Origin of the sequence: Nocardia sp. NPDC051832, from assembly GCF_040681285.1 — a bacterium.
GTDB lineage: Bacteria > Actinomycetota > Actinomycetes > Mycobacteriales > Mycobacteriaceae > Nocardia.
Genome location: NZ_JBFAYL010000002.1, coordinates 1,498,723 through 1,514,214, shown reverse-complemented (window position 1 = coordinate 1,514,214; position 15,492 = coordinate 1,498,723). Strand labels below are relative to the sequence as shown.

Genomic DNA, 15,492 nt, shown 5'->3' with positions numbered 1-15,492 from the left:
CTCAGTTCAACCGCAGCAGCCCAGGCCAGGTCTGCGACCACGGCCGCAGCGGATGGTCGCAGTGCCAGATCGGCACGTCCCGGGTGACGCCCGGAATACCGAGCCGTGCATCCGACCGCCCGACCTGGACCACCGACCCGAACAGGGCCCGCAACTCCTGCTCGTCGCCGCCGACCCACAGCACCGAGGTGGCCGAATCCGGTGGGGTGCCGAAGTATCCGAAGCCGCGCTGCGGGCTGTACACCGGCGGGAGGCCGTAGCGCGCGCGGCCGACATCGAGAGCCGAAGCCTGCCAATAGGAATCGGCGATGATGACCGCCTGGGCGCGTTCGGTGCTCGGCAGCTGCTGATAGGCGTTCGCCGTGGCGTCGCGCAGTTCGTTCCAGCCGAACTTGCCGTAGAGCCCGATCGCCAAACCCGCTTCGGCCTCGTTGTCCACCGGATCGATATCGGCCTCGGCCTGCCACGGCAGGCTCCAGATGACCATCGCCGCCGACAGCGCCACCAGCGGCACGGTGGCGATCCGGCGCCAGCGCACCGCATCCCGGGTCCACCACACCGCACCGGCGGCCATCAGCGCCGCATAGCAGCCCGCGGCGTAGTACGGCCGGCCGTTGGTCGCGAGGAACGCCAGCGTCAGCAGCAACGGGACCAGGCCGAGGAAGCGGTAGGGCCGCAGGAATTCCGCGCGCAGCAGCGCCCAGATCCCCGCGATCAGCAGCACGCCGCCGAACAGCCCCGCCGAGGCGATCGCCAGCGGAATCCAGGTGTACCGGCCGCCGACGGTGTCCTGTTCGTGCGAGATCGCCGCGCCCATCGCCAGCTGCGGCCACCCGTGCTCGGCCTGCCAGAGCAGCATCGGCGCCGAGAGCAGCACGACAAGTGCGCCACCGAGCCATAACGCCTTGCGCCGCACCAGCTCTCGCGGCCCGAAGACCAGCGCGCCGATCACGACCGCGATCCAGAAGAACGGGATCAGCCACTTGACCTGCATGTCCAGCGCGGTCGCCAGCGCCGCCCAGAGCAGCAGCACGTCCTGGCGGGTGCGCACCCACCGGATCAGCAGCCAGCTGATCAGCACCCACAGCGCGGTATCAACGGTGTTGGTGGCCAGCTGCGCACCCTGCACCAGCAGGAACGGCGAGGTCACATAAGCGACCGCCGTCAGCACCTGCGCGGTCCGCGAACCGCCGAACTCGCGCGCGATCTGGGCGCTGATCACGATCGCCGCGAGGGTCAGCAGCACCGCCGGAATACGCTGCGCCACCATCGAATCCGGTGCGAGCAGGTCCATCAGGCGGGCGAGGGCGGGCACCAGCGGCCCCTGATCGGCGTACCCCCATGCGAGCCTGCGCCCGGCGGAGAGGAAGTACAGTTCGTCGCCGAAGAATCCGTAGCGGCCGATCGAGGCGAACAGCGCCACCGCGGCCACCGCCACGACCGCGCCGACGCCCGCGTAGGCGAACGGCGGCTGTTCGGTCTCCGATTGCCGCCCTTGCGTTTCCAGTACGCCGGTCATTTCCGCTCCGCCTCCCGTGTCGCGATGTCGAACACCCGGCAGATGTGCGCCGAGTACGCGGTCATATCGAAATCCGCCGATCGCGCCGCGCGGGCCGCCGCGCCGTCGATGGCATCGCGGATCGACTCCGCCATGCGGACCGGATCGAAGTCCGTGCCGAACTCCGCCTTCGCTTGCCCCTGCACCAGCAGCTCGACCAGTGGCTGGATGACCGCCTGCTCACCATCGGAGGCGGCGAACCGCAGATTGCCCGCACTGTCGCGCAAATTCAGCACCACCTGGTGCAGCGCGGCGATATAGGTGCGGTTCGCGTCGATGAACTCGAGGTTCGTCGCGATGTAGGTCAGCAATTGGTTGCGCAGGCCCTGCACCGCCCCGATCTTCGGCGCCATGTACTCCCCGCCCGAGATGTAGAGCTGGATGACCAACTGCTCCATCAGCTCGTCCTTGCCCGCGAAGTGGTAGGAGATGACGCCCTTGGAGATGCCCGCGTGCTCGGCGATCCGCGCCAGCGAGGCGCCGGCGTATCCGGCTTCGGAGATGACCTGAACGGCCGACGCGATGATCTGGCGGCGGCGCGCCTCCTCGATGAACGACTTGCGTTGTCCATCCGGATTTTTTTCTGACCGCACGGCCAGATTTTAGCACGCAAGGTCAATCACCCCGGGTCGGGAAACGACAAAGGCCGCGTTCCCGAGCGGGAACGCGGCCTCCGGACTGGCGACGGACTAGCCGGCGCTACCGGTGATCAGCTGGGTGATCGTCTTGACCAGCACCTCGACGATGAAATCCGCTGCAGATCCGGACATGATGACTCCTCATCTTCAAACGACGCGCCCTCGCACGCCGAGCAATGTGAAGCATGCACAATTCAGAACAGTTTGATCAGCGATTTCGCCGAAAAAGTCCGCTGGATGGGACTTTTGCCTACCTGCCGCCGCACTCAGCAGCAGTTATGCGGATACGCCATGGCGAGTGGCCTTGCACACATTCAGGTTTCGGACACGATACCCCAGCCGAGCACACTTGTCCGCCCATCCAGGTCCGCGCTCCGCCGCGAAATGGCATGATGCGCCAGAGCATCGACCGATGCGGGAACCGAATGAAGGAGACTGGAGAACGTTGAGCAGCGAACAGCGGCAACTCGTCCATAGCACCCGAAGCGGATTTCTCCGGCGAACCCTAGGCGGTGCACGGCTTTTCGCTGCTGGCGCGGCCCTCGCGGTACTCGGCCTCGGCGGCGTCCTGACGATGCCCGAGGCCACGGCGGCGGTGCCGAAATGCACCCCCGACGCCGGCGAGCCCAACGGCAAGCAGTGGCCCGCGGAGCCGGGTATGGCGATCGATTCGGGCGCCAACTACACCGCGACGCTGAACACCAGCTGTGGCGCGGTCACGATCGCGCTCGACGCGGCGAAGGCGCCGCGCACCGTGAACTCCTTCGTCTTCCTGGCGAACGAGAACTACTTCGACCACACCCGCTGCCACCGGCTCACCACCGCGGGCATCTTCGTGCTCCAGTGCGGCGATCCGACCGGCACCGGCACCGGCGGCCCCGGTTACCAGGTCCCCGACGAGAACTTGGCCGGCGCCACCTACCCGGCGGGCACCGTCGCCATGGCCAACGCCGGGCCGAATACCAATGGCAGCCAGTTCTTCCTGGTGACCCAGGATTCGCAGCTGCCGCCGAACTACACCCCGTTCGGCAAGATCAGCGCCGGCATGGACAAGTTGACGGCGGTCGCCAACGGCGGCACCAAGGACGGCGCCGGTGACGGCGCGCCCGCCGCGGACGTCGTCATCGACTCGGTGGCCGTCAAGAACTAGCCCGGACACGACGAAGGGCCGCGTCTTCCGTGGAAGACGCGGCCCTTCGGAGTTTTCACACGCCGGGCGGCGGCGCGTAACCCGGCGGCGGGCCGCCAGGCCCGGGCGGCGGGCCGTACCCGGCGGGCGGCGCCGGCTTGAAGTACGGTGCGGAGTCCTTGTGCCACAACAGGAACATCGCGGCCGCGCCGATGAGCAGGAGGACCACGGTGGAGATCAGGCCGGACACTCCGGCGCCGGAACCCGCCACACCCGCGCCCACCAGGTTGATCAGCGAGAAGAGGGCATTGAGGCCGAAGAAGACGCTCGCGGTGATCCTGGCCCAGTTCTTGCCCGCGCGGTTGGCGAAGGCCATCCAGACCCACAGGCCGGCCGAGACCAAGTTGATGGCTACCGCGAACCCGATCGCGAAGGTGACCAGCCCATCGAGCTGCTGCTCGGTGAAGACGCCGTCGGGGTCCGCGTTGCGCACCTCGTCCCGGATGGTGTCCAGCTCCAGGAAGACCAGCAGCGTGCTGAGCACGGTGAGAACCGCGCCGGCGAGCATCACGTAGAAGGCGTTCTGCACAGTCGAGGGCACCGGCGGCTTCGCCGGGGACTGGCTGTACGGGTCGTACGAACCGCCCGGATACGGTTCAGCGCCCGGATAGGGCTCGGGCTGCGGGTAAGTCATTCGATCTCCTCTGGTTTCAGCGCAAGACGCTACCCGGTATGTCTGTTTTCAGCCGAAACACGCAACACCCGAATACCGGAAGGGCCGCGCTCCCGGTGGGAAACGCGGCCCTTTCGGCTGTTGACCTCTACAGGTACTGACCTGTGTTGGACTCGGTGTCGATAGCGCGGCTGGCACTGGCGTTCTTGCCGGTGACCAGGGTGCGGATGTAGACGATCCGCTCGCCCTTCTTACCCGAGATGCGGGCCCAGTCATCGGGATTCGTGGTGTTGGGCAAGTCCTCGTTCTCGGCGAACTCGTCCACGATGGAATCGAAGAGATGCTGGATGCGCAAGCCCGGGGTGCCGCTGTCGAGGACGGCCTTGATGGCGTACTTCTTGGCCCGGTCCACGATGTTCTGGATCATGGCGCCGGAGTTGAAGTCCTTGAAGTACAGGACTTCCTTGTCACCATTGGCGTAGGTGACCTCCAGGAAGCGGTTGTCCTCGCTCTCGGCGTACATCCGTTCCACGACCCGGTCGATCATCGCGTGCAGGCAGGCCGCCTTGTCCCCGCCGAATTCGGCGAGATCGTCGGCGTGCAGCGGCAGATTGTCGATCAGGTACTTGGAGAAGATGTCGCCGGCCGACTCCGCGTCCGGACGCTCGATCTTGATCTTCACATCGAGACGACCGGGGCGCAGGATCGCGGGGTCGATCATGTCCTCGCGGTTGGAGGCGCCGATGACGATGACGTTCTCCAGGCCCTCGACGCCGTCGATCTCCGAAAGCAGCTGCGGCACAACGGTCGTCTCCACATCGGAGGAGACGCCCGAACCACGGGTGCGGAAGATCGAGTCCATCTCGTCGAAGAACACGATCACCGGAGTGCCTTCCGAGGCCTTCTCCCGGGCCCGCTGGAAGATGATCCGGATGTGGCGCTCGGTCTCGCCGACGAACTTGTTCAGCAGCTCGGGACCCTTGATGTTGAGGAAGAAGGACTTGGCCTCCTTGGCATCCTCACCGCGGGCTTCGGCGATCTTCTTGGCCAGCGAGTTGGCGACGGCCTTGGCGATCAGCGTCTTACCGCAGCCGGGCGGACCGTAGAGCAGCACGCCCTTGGGCGGGCGCAGCGCGTACTCGCGGAACAGGTCCTTGTGCAGGAACGGCAGCTCCACCGCGTCGCGGATCTGCTCGATCTGGCGACCCAGGCCGCCGATGTCGTTGTAGTCGACATCCGGCACTTCCTCGAGCACGAGATCCTCGACCTCGGCCTTGGGAATGCGCTCGAAGGCGAAGCCCGCCTTCGTGTCGACCAGCAGCGAATCTCCCGGCCGCAGTTTGCGAATCGGGCGATCGGGATCTTCCAGATCGTCCATCTCGGCGAGCTTGGACAGCGGGCCGGCCAGCCACACCACCCGCTCCTCGTCGGCGTGGCCGACCACGAGGGCGCGCCGGCCGTCGTCGAGAATCTCTCGCAGACTTCCGATTTCGCCGACCGCGTCGTAGACGCCCGCCTCCACGACCGTGAGCGCCTCGTTGAGGCGGACGGTCTGCCCGTATTCCAGGGTCGCGGTGTCGATGTTCGGTGAACAGGTCAACCGCATCTTGCGCCCGGACGTGAATACGTCGACCGTCTGATCCTCGTATACGCCGATCAGCACGCCGTATCCGCTCGGTGGCTGACCGAGCCGATCGACTTCCTCACGCAACGCGACGAGTTGCTGCCGCGCTTCCTTGAGGGTGTCCATCAACTTGGTGTTGCGAATGGTCAGCGAATCGATACGGGCTTCCAATTCCCGTGCGCGATCGGGTGAATCGGCGAGTTGCCTTCGGAGTGCAGCTGCTTCGGCGCGTACCGCCTCGAGCTCTCTCCAGGCCGCCGAATCCGAATTCTCGATGGGGCTCATGTGCTGCTCCTCCCAGTCCCGGTCTATCAACGCTACCGGGCGTGAACGGTTCTCGCCTTCCAACACGGTTTCGTCGTGATCACATCTGGGCTGCGATCGACCAGCGTCTGTCCATGTTAGCCTGCCCTAACCCGAACCTGGCGAGCGCGCTCGCCGATCGAGCCGAAAGGTTGCTGACTCAATGCTCCTTCCCGCAAGGAAAATCCGTCTGTCTATGGCTAGCGCCGCGGTGGCGCTGGCCGTTACGGCCGGTGTAACCGGTTGTGGTTCCGACGATAAGTCCGACCCGGCCACCGGCACCAGTGCCGCCGCCACAACAAGTGCCGCCGGTCACGGCGATCACTCGGCGGCCGCCGCGCCTTCGGCCGCTGACCTGCAGGCGACGCTGGTGCTGCTGGCCGATCCGGCCAAGCCGACCGCCGACAAGACCGCGATCGTGGTCGACGGCGCCAAGCGCCAGGCCAACATTGAAGCTTTGAACCAGGCGCTGGCCGGCTACGGCACGCTGACCTTCGCGGTCAGCGACGTGAAGGTCGAGGGCACCAAGGCGACCGCGCAGGTGGTCACCACCTCCCCGCACGGCTCCGCCCCGGCGATGCCGATGACCTGGGAACACGTCGACGGCAAGTGGAAGCTGTCGGACGCGAGCGCCTGCAGCATGCTGGCGTTCATCGCGCCCTGCGCCCCCTAGTCGTTCCCGGTCTCAGCCTTTCGAGGGGCGCCGTTGCGGTTTCGGGGTCACGGTGCCCTCGGCCAAGCGGCGCGCGCTCACCAGGAACGCGGTGTGGCCCTGCATTCGATGCTCGGGCCGCACCGCGAGGCCGACCACGTGCCAGCCGCGGACCATCGACTCCCAGGAGCGCGGCTCGGTCCAGCACTCCTGTTCGCGCAGCGCCTCGACGACCTTGGACAGCTGCGTGACGGTCGCCACATAGACGACCAGCACACCGCCGGGCACCAGCGCCTTGGACACCGCGGGCAGCGCGTCCCAGGGCGCGAGCATGTCCAGCACGACGCGATCGACCGGTTCGCCGTCGTAATTCGCGACGTCCGCGACGGTCAACGACCAGTTAGCCGGGCGTTCGCCGAAGAAGGTCTCGACATTGCGGATGGCGTGCTCGGCGTGGTCGTCGCGGATCTCGTAGGAGATGACCTCGCCCTGCGGGCCGACCGCGCGCAACAGCGAGCAAGTCAGCGCGCCGGAACCCGCACCGGCCTCCAGGACGCGCGCGCCGGGGAACATATCGCCCTCGTGCACGATCTGGGCGGCGTCTTTCGGGTAGATGACGGCCGCACCGCGGGGCATGGAGAGCACGTAGTCGACCAGCAGCGGACGCAGCGCCAGATACGGGGTGCCGTTGGTGGAGGTGACCACAGTGCCCTCGTCGGCGCCGATCAGCTTGTCGTGCTTGATGCCGCCGCGATGGGTGTGGAACTCCTTGCCCTCCTCCAAGACGACCGTGTAAAGGCGCCCCTTGGCATCGGTCAGCTGTACCCGGTCACCGATGGTGAAAGGCCCGGTCCGTCTGGCCGTCATGTATCTCCGTTCAGAATTCGATGGCGGTGCTTCTTGTCTTTATGTCAGTGCCGCCGGATAGCCTGCCAGGTATGTCAGTGCCCGCGTGCAAGCCCCCTGCCGATCTCACCCCCGAGGCCGGGCCGGAGCGCGGTTCCGAGCGGCGCAGGCCGGCGCTGTCGCCCTCGCGGGCAATCGATTTCAAACAGTGCCCGTTGAAATACCGGCTGCGCGCGATCGACCGAATCCCGGAAGCGCCCTCGCGTGGCGCGGTGCGCGGAACAGTGGTGCACGCGGTGCTCGAGGACCTCTACGGGCTGCCCGCCGCCGAGCGCAGACCCGAGCGCGCGGCCGAGCTCGTCGAGCCGGCCTGGGCCCGGGTCCAGCAGGGACAACCGGAGGTGGCCGAGCTGGTGGCTCCCGACGGGCTGGAGCCCTTCCTCACCGAAGTACGCACGCTGCTCGACAGCTACTACCGACTAGAGGATCCGACGCGTTTCGAGCCGGAATCGAGGGAAGCCCGAGTCGAGGTGGAACTCGGGAACGGCGTGCTGCTGCGCGGGTTCGTCGACCGCATCGATGTCGCGCCGACCGGCGAACTGCGGGTGGTCGATTACAAAACCGGCCGCGCTCCGGGCCTGGCGCAGGAAACCAAAGCGCTGTTCCAGCTGAAGTTCTACGCCCTGGTGGTGCTGCGCACCCGCGGGATTCTGCCCGCCCAACTGCGGCTGATCTACCTCGCCGACGAGCAGATTCTCACCTACGCACCGGACGAAGAGGAACTGCTCCGCTTCGAACGCACCCTGGGCGCACTATGGGAAGCAATCCTGGAGGCCGGCCGCACCGGTGAGTTCCAACCCACCACCAGCTGGCTGTGCGGCTACTGCGACTACAAGCCACTGTGCCCCGCCTTCGGCGGTACGCCGCCGCCGTATCCAGGCTGGCCCGCCGACGGCCCGGAGTCACCGGAGGAGACTCTGGCCGACGCCGTCGCCGAGTGAAGTCCGAAGTCCACGTCGTCGCGGAATGCGGGCGTGGAATGCTCGGTGCCGCACGCGAGTTGGTGTCACACACGACAATCCGAGGAGTTATCGATGAGCACGACCCCGCCCGGCTCCCCCATCCTGTTTCTCAGCGGGGCCGGACTGCCCGCTTGGATCTGGGACGAGGTGCGTGCCGGTTTGAGTGTGGAGTCGGTGGTCGCGAGCTATCCCGAGTCGAGCGACGCGAGCCTGCGGGAGTATGCCGAGGCCGCGTTGGAGCAGGCTCCGGGCACGGCGTTCACCCTCGTCGCCCATTCGATCGGTGGGGTGGTGGCGAGCGAGATCGCGGCGATCGCGCCCGATCGGGTCGAGGGGCTGTTCGGCATCGCGGCGTCCATTCCCGCGGCAGGCACGTCATTTCTCGGTGCGCTGCCATTCCCGCAGCGGCATATCGTGAGTCTCGCCATGCGGGTTGCGGGAACTCGTCCGCCGGAGCAGGCGATTCGCTCGCTGGCGAGCGGACTCGGCGAGGCCGAGACCGCGCGCGTCGTCAGCGATTTCGACCCGGAATCGCAGCGTCTCTACCGCGACCGTGTCTCGCCGCGCCGCTTCCCCACTCGCACCGGGTATGTGGTGGCCACCGCCGATCGCGAGTTTCCGGCCGCGTTGCAGCGCAAGTACGCCGCCGAGCTCGGTGCCGAATTCCAGCGTGAACTCCCTACCGGACACCTGCCCATGGTGCAGGACCCCACCGCGCTCACCCAGATGCTCAAAGAGTTCGCCTAGGGCCGGGCTAGATGGTGAAGTCGCGGAAGAGGAGCACCGAGAGGCCTAGGCCGACAAGGAGGTTCACGACTACCGCCGAGCCGAAGACGGCGATGGGGCGCCAGCCTGCTTCGCGTAAGCCGCGGAAGGAGAACTCCAGGCCGATGGAGACGAAGGCCAGGATCAGGAATGACGTGCGCAGGTCGTTGACGATCGCGATGTGCGCCGTGCCGGTCTTCTTGTCCACCGACTGTAAGAAGAGGGTGCCGATTACCGAGGCGGCGATGAAACCGAGGACGAACTTCGGGAAGCGCTCGAAGAACTGGCGTGCCGAGGGGCGGGTCGCGCCCGGGCTGCGCTCCACCCGCAGGGTGAAGTAGGCGGTCAATGCGATCGCCACGATGCCGATCAGCGCGTTCTGGGTGGTCTTGACGATGGTGGCGATCTTCAGCGCGTCCTCGCCCGCGAGCGCGCCGGAGGCGGCGACCGCGGCGGTGGTGTCGATATTGCCGCCGATCCAGGCGCCCGCTACCGCGTCCGAGAGGCCGAGAGTGTCGGCCAGCCAGGGCAATACGAAGATCGAGGGCAGCGCGAAGATGATCACCAGGGAGGCCGCGTAGGCGATCTGCTCCCGCTTGGCCTGCACCGCCCCGGCGGCGGCGATCGCGGCGCTGACACCGCAGATCGACACCGCCGAGGACAGCAGCGCACGCAGCTTGTCGTCCAGGCCGAGCACGCCGCCGAACCACCAGGTGAACCCGAACACCGCGGTGATCAGCAGCAGCGCCTGCAGGATCGACGGTCCCGCCGCGGTCACCAGGATCTTCAGATTGATCGACGCGCCGAGCAGCACCACACCGGTCTTGATGAAGAACTCGGTGCGGAAACCCGCCGAAAGCCGTTCCCGCAGATTCAGTTTCGTCAGGATGACGTTGCCGAGCAGGCCGAGCGCGATGGCATACACCGGGAACTCGACCGACTTGGCGATCCGCTGGAACGGAGTCTCCTTCGCCCACTCCGGCCCGTGCGCGTCGAGATAGCGGGTAATCAGCCCCAGCGCGAGCACTACGGCCACACCCGCCGCGATCTCCCCCTTGGTAGGTCGCGCGATCGCTTGCAGCGCAGCGGTTTCGGACTTGACCGGCGTTTCCGCCGCGGCTTGCTCGGTCATCACCGCACCAGCCAGTCCGGCGAAACCAGCCAGCCCGGGATCACGCCGGCCAGAACCAGCACGATCAGGATCAGGCCGACGATCGCCGCCAGCCAGTCCTCACTCACAGCGAATCTGCGGCCCGCGTTGTCCGCGGGCGGTGTCTGCGACACGGTAAGTCACTCCTTGTGTTCCTCATCGAGAGGACACAACGTATGACGTCCGAAAACCGCGCACACCGGTTGCGCTCACCGTGAATTCATCGATAGCCGTGTCAGAACGCGCGGCAGGAGCGGATGTCGAAGGCCAGGATGGCCTTGGCGCCCAGGTCGGCGAGCTGGTCCATGACCTCGTTGCCCTGTTTGCGGGGCACCATGGCGCGGATCGCGACCCAGTTCTCGTCGGCCAGCGGCGAGACCGTCGGCGACTCCAGGCCGGGGGTGATCTCGACGGCCCGCGCCAGCAGTTCCTTCGGGCAGTCGTAATCCAGCATGATGTACTGCTGGCCGAAGACCACGCCCTGAACGCGGGCGATGAGCTGATTCCGGGCCCGCTCGTTCTGATCGGAGCCGACCTGCTCGATCAGCACCCCCTCGGAGTCGCACAGCGAGTTCCCGAACGCGACCAGGTTGTGCTGGCGCAGGGTGCGACCGGAGCCGACCACGTCGGCGATGGCGTCGGCGACACCGAGCTGGATGGAGATCTCGACCGCGCCGTCGAGGCGGATCACCTCGGCTTCGATGCCGTGCGCCTTCAGGTCCTCGAGCACCAGGTTCGGGTAGGAGGTGGCGATGCGCTTGTCCTGGAGATCGGCGACCGTCCACGCGCGCCCGGCGGGGGCGGCGTAGCGGAAGGTGGAGCGGCCGAAGCCCAGCGACAGCCGTTCTTGCACCGGAGCGCCGGAATCCAGGGCGAGATCGCGGCCGGTGATGCCGAGATCGAGTTCGCCGGACCCGACGTAGATGGCGATGTCCTTGGGCCGTAGGAAGAAGAACTCCACCTGGTTGGCCGGGTCGAGAACGGTCAGGTCACGCGAATCGGTGCGCTTGCGGTAGCCGGCCTCGGCCAGGATGGAGGTGGCGGATTCGGAGAGAGCGCCTTTATTGGGAACTGCGACGCGCAGCATGGCGGGGTCCTTTCAGAGGGGTTTCAGCAGGAAGACGGAGCGGACATCACAGATGTCGGTACACGTCTTCGAGCTTCAACCCGCGGCCCACCATCAGCACCTGCACCCAGTAGAGCAGCTGCGAGATCTCCTCGGCGAGCGACTCGTCGCTCTCGTGCTCGGCGGCCAGCCAGACCTCACCGGCCTCCTCGAGCACCTTCTTACCCTGGGCATGCACGCCGGCGTCCAATGCGGCCACGGTGCCGGAGCCCGCGGGGCGGGTGGCGGCACGATCCTGCAGCTCGGCGAACAGGGATTCGAAGTTCTTCACGGAAGAGATTCTTTCAGATCCGCACGCGGGAGAGTTGCTCACCCCGCGTGCGGACCGCGATCACGCCAGCAGCGCCGCCAGATCGGCGACCGCCGTGCGCAGGTGACCGGCAAAGGCGTGCATCTGGTCGGCGACCGGTTCCGGAGTCGCCAGGTAGAGGTTCCAGCGGTCCGGCAGCAGGACGTAGGCGATGCCGATACAGGTCGGACTCGTGGATCCGAAACCGAAGTACTCGATATTGACCGACGGCGCGGAGCTGGTGCTGAGGTAGTCGTTGCGCATGATCAGCCAGCCCGGGCTGTCGTAGAGCGGGATCGGCTCGGTGACGCCCAGCTCGGCCCCGCGACGACGCTGGATCCACTGCAATTCCCAGAGGTGCTGCTCCGGGGCGTCGCCCGCCTGGCACTGCTTGGCTCGTTCGACGTGCGCGGCGGCCGCGGTCCGGGCGGCGGCGACCCGGGTTTCCTTGCTCGCCGCCGGGTCCTGCACCGCGTCGACGAAGGCCACCAGCTCCGGGGTCACCACCCGCATGGCCTCGGTGCGGCCGTTGCGCCATTGCCGGGTGGCGATGGACTCGTAGGTGGCGCCGGTGAATCCCTTGCTGCGCCGGTGTGCGAGCTGGTAGCTCAATTGCGCGAACGCGTCCGGGGAGATGCCGAGTTGTTTGGCCCGGGTGGTGCCGAAATTCTCGAACGAGACCGTGGTGGTGGCGTTCGCCGCCGCGTATTCCGCGAAGTCGGCCCCGGCGGCCGCGATATCGGCGCGCAATTCCTCGTTCAGCACGAATTCGATCGGTGCGAGCGGCGGGCGGCCTTGCGATCGGGCGCCGGAACGCGCGGCATGGTCGGCCGCCGAGGTTTCCAGCAGGGTGTCCACGAAGGACAGGATGGTGGTGCCGTCCAAGCCGCAGTGTTCGACGTTGATGCCCGCCTGACCATTGCCGAAGACGATGAACGAGACCGCTTTGTCGAACCAGCGATTACCGCTGTCGCCGTGCAGGAGTTGATCGCAGGCCTGGAGGTCGTCCTGCGGCGTGAAATCTTCGAGACATAGGCAGAACAGGGCGGTTTCGATGGTGTCGAGGGCCGCGCCATTGGCCGGTTCGGCACGCAAAGCTGTTCTACTGGCGGCCCATTCGGCTCTGGCCTTGGTGGTGAGATGCCCGGCCGCGGCACCGGTTTCGGTGACGGTGCTCAGCACGGTCCGGAGGGCATCGGCGAGATCTTCCAGGGAGTAGGGCGCGCCGTCCGGTCCGATTACCTCGAGGCGCAGCGCGTTCCCGCGATAGAACACCACGATGTGGCGCGCATCCGAGGGGCCCGGCCATTCGTCGCTGTAGGGCACCCGCACGCTGTCCTGCTCCGGACCGGGGATTCTGGTCTCGGAGAACAGATATTTGTGCTGCCACATCGACAGTTGCTGACCGCGCTGCGTGGCGGGCTCGATCGCTTCCTCGTCGAGCGCGAGTTTGTAGGCGACGGCCGCCGACACGATCGCGGCCGCGCGCTCCACCTGATCGGCGGCGGTCGACGCGGCCAAGGTGGTGTCGTCCCGGAAAAGGAAGAAGAAATTGGCGTTCAACGCGATTCGATCGCGCCGGCCGAGGTAGCGGGAAGGCCAGAACAAATCCAGCCAGCTGCCGACACCGGGAGTGTTGTCGTATTCCGCGAGGGCCGCGTGCAGCGTGCGGGCCGGACCTTCCGGGCGCAGCAGATCGGCGACCGCGGCCTCGGTGGTCGCGAATTCCCCGGGGCTGAGCAATGGGGCACACCACTGCAACAATCGGGCGCAACTGTCCTCGAGTGTCGGCAGCGGCACCCGGGGTAGCTGGTCGTCGGCTGCGAAGGTTCGGTCACTCAACTCTGATTCCTCGTATTCGATGCGGTGCTGCGGGGGAATTCTGGGCGCGACAAGTAGAGGTTGGCGTAAAGACGGCCCTGTGACTCGTATTCGGCGGTATCGATGCCTTTGGCCGACAAAACGTCCAGGACCTGTGCCTGTTCGTCGGGTGAGGCGAACCGGCGCTGCTCGAACATTCCGGAGACGCACTCGGTCCGATAACCGAGGACCGACAGCGCGGCGGCGATCGGCGTGAAATCGAACATCCGCAGGACGAAATGCGCCATCCACGGGGGACGGTGCGGGTGTGCGGACGCGATGCGGGCAAGGGTTTTCTCCGTCACGTAACCGATGCATCCGGTCGAAATCACCAGATCGGCGCTAGCCAGCGTACGACGTTGCTCGTCGGTCGGCTCGGAGGTTTCGAGATCGGCGTGCACTGTGTCGTGCAGCAAGCCCGCGGCGTGCGCGTACGCCAGCGCGGGACGGGCCGCGTCCATGCCGAGGAATCGGACGCCCGGCAGCCGATCGTCGGCGGCCAGCCGCGCACGATCCCGCGCGATCAGGTCGGCACGTTCGAATTCGCTTGCGTCACCGTAGTATTCGGCCAGTCCGCGCATGCCGGTGTCCAGCCGCAGCAGCGCGGCGTTGACGCCGTAGGAGCAGCCGATATCGAGCACGGTGAGGGTGTCCGTGCCGGTCGCGGCGCGGCACTCCCGGATCTGTTTCTGGAAGTGGGGTTTGGCCAGTTCCGGGATGCGATAGTCCAGGTCGGCCAGGCGGGTGTAATAGTCGCGCGGATCGGGGCGGTGGTAGATGTCGTCGAAGGAGGCTTTCCCGGTCGTATGCAAGGGCACTGGCACGGTGGTGTTCCTCTCGAGCGGGCGCGTACGCCCCTCAGTCGAGCAGTTGGTCGCCGCGGACCAGGCGCGCCCGGGCGGCTAGATGGTCCGGCAACACGCGGCCGAACAGTTGACGGGTTCGTTCCACGGTTCCGATCACGCCAGGCCGGTCGGTGTAGGCGAAGATCGCCGAATGCCGTTGTACGGCACCGGATACCGGCGAGACTCGATGTAGCGAGAATCGCCCTTGAAACAGCTGTAGATCACCGGGCCGCAGGTCCAGCCGGTGGATGTAGCGGTCACCGGAGCCGGTGAGCACGCTCCGGACGTCGTCGAGATGCTCCGCCTGCGGTGTCCGAATATTCGGGCAGTACTCGAAGACCCCGCCCGCGTCCGCCGGCTGGGTGAGCATGCTGACGGTGAACTCGTTGGTGTCGAAGTGCCAGGGATGGGACATGCCGGGCGCCACCACATTGAGGCACAGCCCGGCCAGCGGATCAGCGAATTCGTAGAGGTCGGCGAGGCCGAAACACTCTGCGAGGAACCGCTGGAACCGCTCGTCGGTGTAGAGGCGATGGATCAGCGCGTCCGCCGGGATCCGGTCCCGCGCCACGAAAGCATTGCCGCGTTCCAGCACGATCCGCCCCGGATGATCCTGCGGCAGTTCGGAATTCAACGGAATGTTGTAGGCATTGACGCGCTCGACCGCATAGTGGGCGTGCGGCGCCAGCGCCGCCCCCTGGGTCCGCAGCGTCTCGATCAGTTCCGGCCGGATGAAACCCGCCAGCACGGTGCAGCCACTCTCGGCCAGTTCCGCGCGCGCCCGGCGCACCACCGCACTCCGGCCCTCGCGATCGGCCAGCGGATACCGCGCGGTGTCGACGAAATCATCCAGGTCGCCCGTCGCTGCCATGTTGCTATTTTGGTGGACCGGCCGCCTCCGCGCGCCGATTCGGCCCGCTCGTGAGCACCGTCACAATCTCAGCCGAGCACGAGTTATGTTGTAGTACAACGCCTCTCACAGCGCATTGTGCCGACCTCCAATGCGCGCCGA

At 66.7% G+C, this 15,492-nt stretch carries 16 protein-coding genes; 4 read left to right on the top strand and 12 right to left on the bottom strand.

Annotation, left to right across the window (positions count from 1 at the left end; all coding sequences use genetic code 11):
• Position 1 precedes the first annotated feature (1 nt).
• On the bottom strand, positions 2–1,519 hold the full coding sequence (locus tag AB0M14_RS16905) for a glycosyltransferase family 39 protein (protein ID WP_364995210.1): 1,518 nt from the start codon (positions 1,517–1,519) through the stop codon (positions 2–4).
• Positions 1,516–2,151, bottom strand: coding sequence for a helix-turn-helix domain-containing protein (locus AB0M14_RS16900; RefSeq protein WP_364995207.1), 636 nt, complete (start codon positions 2,149–2,151; stop codon positions 1,516–1,518). The genes AB0M14_RS16905 and AB0M14_RS16900 overlap by 4 nt, the downstream gene beginning before the upstream one ends.
• Before the next feature lie 619 nt (positions 2,152–2,770).
• On the opposite strand from AB0M14_RS16900, the gene AB0M14_RS16895 reads away from it, so the two are divergent.
• Complete coding sequence (locus AB0M14_RS16895; protein ID WP_364995205.1) at positions 2,771–3,346, top strand: peptidylprolyl isomerase; 576 nt, start codon at positions 2,771–2,773, stop codon at positions 3,344–3,346.
• 55 nt (positions 3,347–3,401) lie between these two features.
• On the opposite strand, the gene AB0M14_RS16890 is transcribed toward AB0M14_RS16895, so the two are convergent.
• Positions 3,402–4,019, bottom strand: a complete 618-nt coding sequence (locus tag AB0M14_RS16890) for a hypothetical protein (protein WP_364995202.1) — start codon at positions 4,017–4,019, stop codon at positions 3,402–3,404.
• 127 nt (positions 4,020–4,146) lie between these two features.
• Positions 4,147–5,907 (bottom strand): proteasome ATPase, encoded by a 1,761-nt coding sequence (gene arc, locus AB0M14_RS16885; protein WP_364995199.1) that lies wholly within the window; start codon positions 5,905–5,907, stop codon positions 4,147–4,149.
• Between the two features lie 214 nt (positions 5,908–6,121).
• Between arc and AB0M14_RS16880 the strand changes: the two genes are divergently transcribed.
• Complete coding sequence (locus AB0M14_RS16880; protein WP_364995196.1) at positions 6,122–6,598, top strand: hypothetical protein; 477 nt, start codon at positions 6,122–6,124, stop codon at positions 6,596–6,598.
• 12 nt (positions 6,599–6,610) lie between these two features.
• Here AB0M14_RS16880 and AB0M14_RS16875 read toward each other — a convergent pair whose 3' ends face one another.
• On the bottom strand, positions 6,611–7,444 hold the full coding sequence (locus AB0M14_RS16875) for a tRNA (adenine-N1)-methyltransferase (RefSeq protein ID WP_194813782.1): 834 nt from the start codon (positions 7,442–7,444) through the stop codon (positions 6,611–6,613).
• A gap of 71 nt (positions 7,445–7,515) precedes the next feature.
• Here AB0M14_RS16875 and AB0M14_RS16870 point away from each other — a divergent pair, with 71 nt between their 5' ends.
• Positions 7,516–8,424, top strand: coding sequence for a RecB family exonuclease (locus AB0M14_RS16870; protein ID WP_364995193.1), 909 nt, complete (start codon positions 7,516–7,518; stop codon positions 8,422–8,424).
• Between the two features lie 93 nt (positions 8,425–8,517).
• The gene (locus tag AB0M14_RS16865) at positions 8,518–9,192 is read left to right on the top strand and encodes an alpha/beta hydrolase (RefSeq protein WP_364995190.1); all 675 of its coding nucleotides are present in this window, start codon (positions 8,518–8,520) and stop codon (positions 9,190–9,192) included.
• A 7-nt stretch (positions 9,193–9,199) separates the two neighbouring features.
• On the opposite strand, the gene AB0M14_RS16860 is transcribed toward AB0M14_RS16865, so the two are convergent.
• The 7 genes from AB0M14_RS16860 to AB0M14_RS16830 all read right to left on the bottom strand — a co-directional run bounded on the left by AB0M14_RS16860 (position 9,200) and on the right by AB0M14_RS16830 (position 15,351).
• Positions 9,200–10,342 carry a putative sulfate exporter family transporter gene (locus AB0M14_RS16860; protein WP_364995187.1) on the bottom strand — a complete coding sequence of 381 codons (1,143 nt, stop codon included), beginning with the start codon at positions 10,340–10,342 and terminating at the stop codon, positions 9,200–9,202.
• A complete protein-coding gene (locus AB0M14_RS16855) occupies positions 10,342–10,494 on the bottom strand; it encodes a hypothetical protein (RefSeq protein ID WP_364995184.1) in 153 nt (50 codons plus the stop codon). The genes AB0M14_RS16860 and AB0M14_RS16855 overlap by 1 nt, the downstream gene beginning before the upstream one ends.
• A 101-nt stretch (positions 10,495–10,595) precedes the next feature.
• Positions 10,596–11,447: an ATP phosphoribosyltransferase gene (gene hisG, locus AB0M14_RS16850; protein ID WP_364995181.1), complete on the bottom strand. Its 852-nt coding sequence runs from the start codon at positions 11,445–11,447 to the stop codon at positions 10,596–10,598.
• Positions 11,448–11,493: 46 nt separating this feature from the next.
• Entirely contained in the window at positions 11,494–11,757 is a 264-nt protein-coding gene (locus AB0M14_RS16845; RefSeq protein ID WP_194813789.1) for a phosphoribosyl-ATP diphosphatase, read from the bottom strand.
• Positions 11,758–11,817: 60 nt separating this feature from the next.
• Complete coding sequence (locus AB0M14_RS16840) at positions 11,818–13,617, bottom strand: choline/carnitine O-acyltransferase (RefSeq protein ID WP_364995177.1); 1,800 nt, start codon at positions 13,615–13,617, stop codon at positions 11,818–11,820.
• Entirely contained in the window at positions 13,614–14,459 is an 846-nt protein-coding gene (locus AB0M14_RS16835; RefSeq protein WP_364995174.1) for a class I SAM-dependent methyltransferase, read from the bottom strand. The genes AB0M14_RS16840 and AB0M14_RS16835 overlap by 4 nt, the downstream gene beginning before the upstream one ends.
• A gap of 34 nt (positions 14,460–14,493) precedes the next feature.
• A complete protein-coding gene (locus AB0M14_RS16830; RefSeq protein ID WP_364995173.1) occupies positions 14,494–15,351 on the bottom strand; it encodes an arpA protein in 858 nt (285 codons plus the stop codon).
• Positions 15,352–15,492 lie beyond the last annotated feature (141 nt).

What these genes read in the sequence shown, in the direction of transcription:
- AB0M14_RS16905 (WP_364995210.1), bottom strand. Translation starts at nt 1,519, where the DNA reads ATGACCGGCGTACTGGAAACGCAAGGGCGGCAATCGGAGACCGAACAG.
- AB0M14_RS16895 (WP_364995205.1), top strand. Translation starts at nt 2,771, where the DNA reads ATGCCCGAGGCCACGGCGGCGGTGCCGAAATGCACCCCCGACGCCGGC.
- AB0M14_RS16890 (WP_364995202.1), bottom strand. Translation starts at nt 4,019, where the DNA reads ATGACTTACCCGCAGCCCGAGCCCTATCCGGGCGCTGAACCGTATCCG.
- arc (WP_364995199.1), bottom strand. Translation starts at nt 5,907, where the DNA reads ATGAGCCCCATCGAGAATTCGGATTCGGCGGCCTGGAGAGAGCTCGAG.
- AB0M14_RS16880 (WP_364995196.1), top strand. Translation starts at nt 6,122, where the DNA reads ATGGCTAGCGCCGCGGTGGCGCTGGCCGTTACGGCCGGTGTAACCGGT.
- AB0M14_RS16875 (WP_194813782.1), bottom strand. Translation starts at nt 7,444, where the DNA reads ATGACGGCCAGACGGACCGGGCCTTTCACCATCGGTGACCGGGTACAG.
- AB0M14_RS16870 (WP_364995193.1), top strand. Translation starts at nt 7,516, where the DNA reads ATGTCAGTGCCCGCGTGCAAGCCCCCTGCCGATCTCACCCCCGAGGCC.
- AB0M14_RS16865 (WP_364995190.1), top strand. Translation starts at nt 8,518, where the DNA reads ATGAGCACGACCCCGCCCGGCTCCCCCATCCTGTTTCTCAGCGGGGCC.
- AB0M14_RS16860 (WP_364995187.1), bottom strand. Translation starts at nt 10,342, where the DNA reads ATGACCGAGCAAGCCGCGGCGGAAACGCCGGTCAAGTCCGAAACCGCT.
- hisG (WP_364995181.1), bottom strand. Translation starts at nt 11,447, where the DNA reads ATGCTGCGCGTCGCAGTTCCCAATAAAGGCGCTCTCTCCGAATCCGCC.
- AB0M14_RS16830 (WP_364995173.1), bottom strand. Translation starts at nt 15,351, where the DNA reads ATGGCAGCGACGGGCGACCTGGATGATTTCGTCGACACCGCGCGGTAT.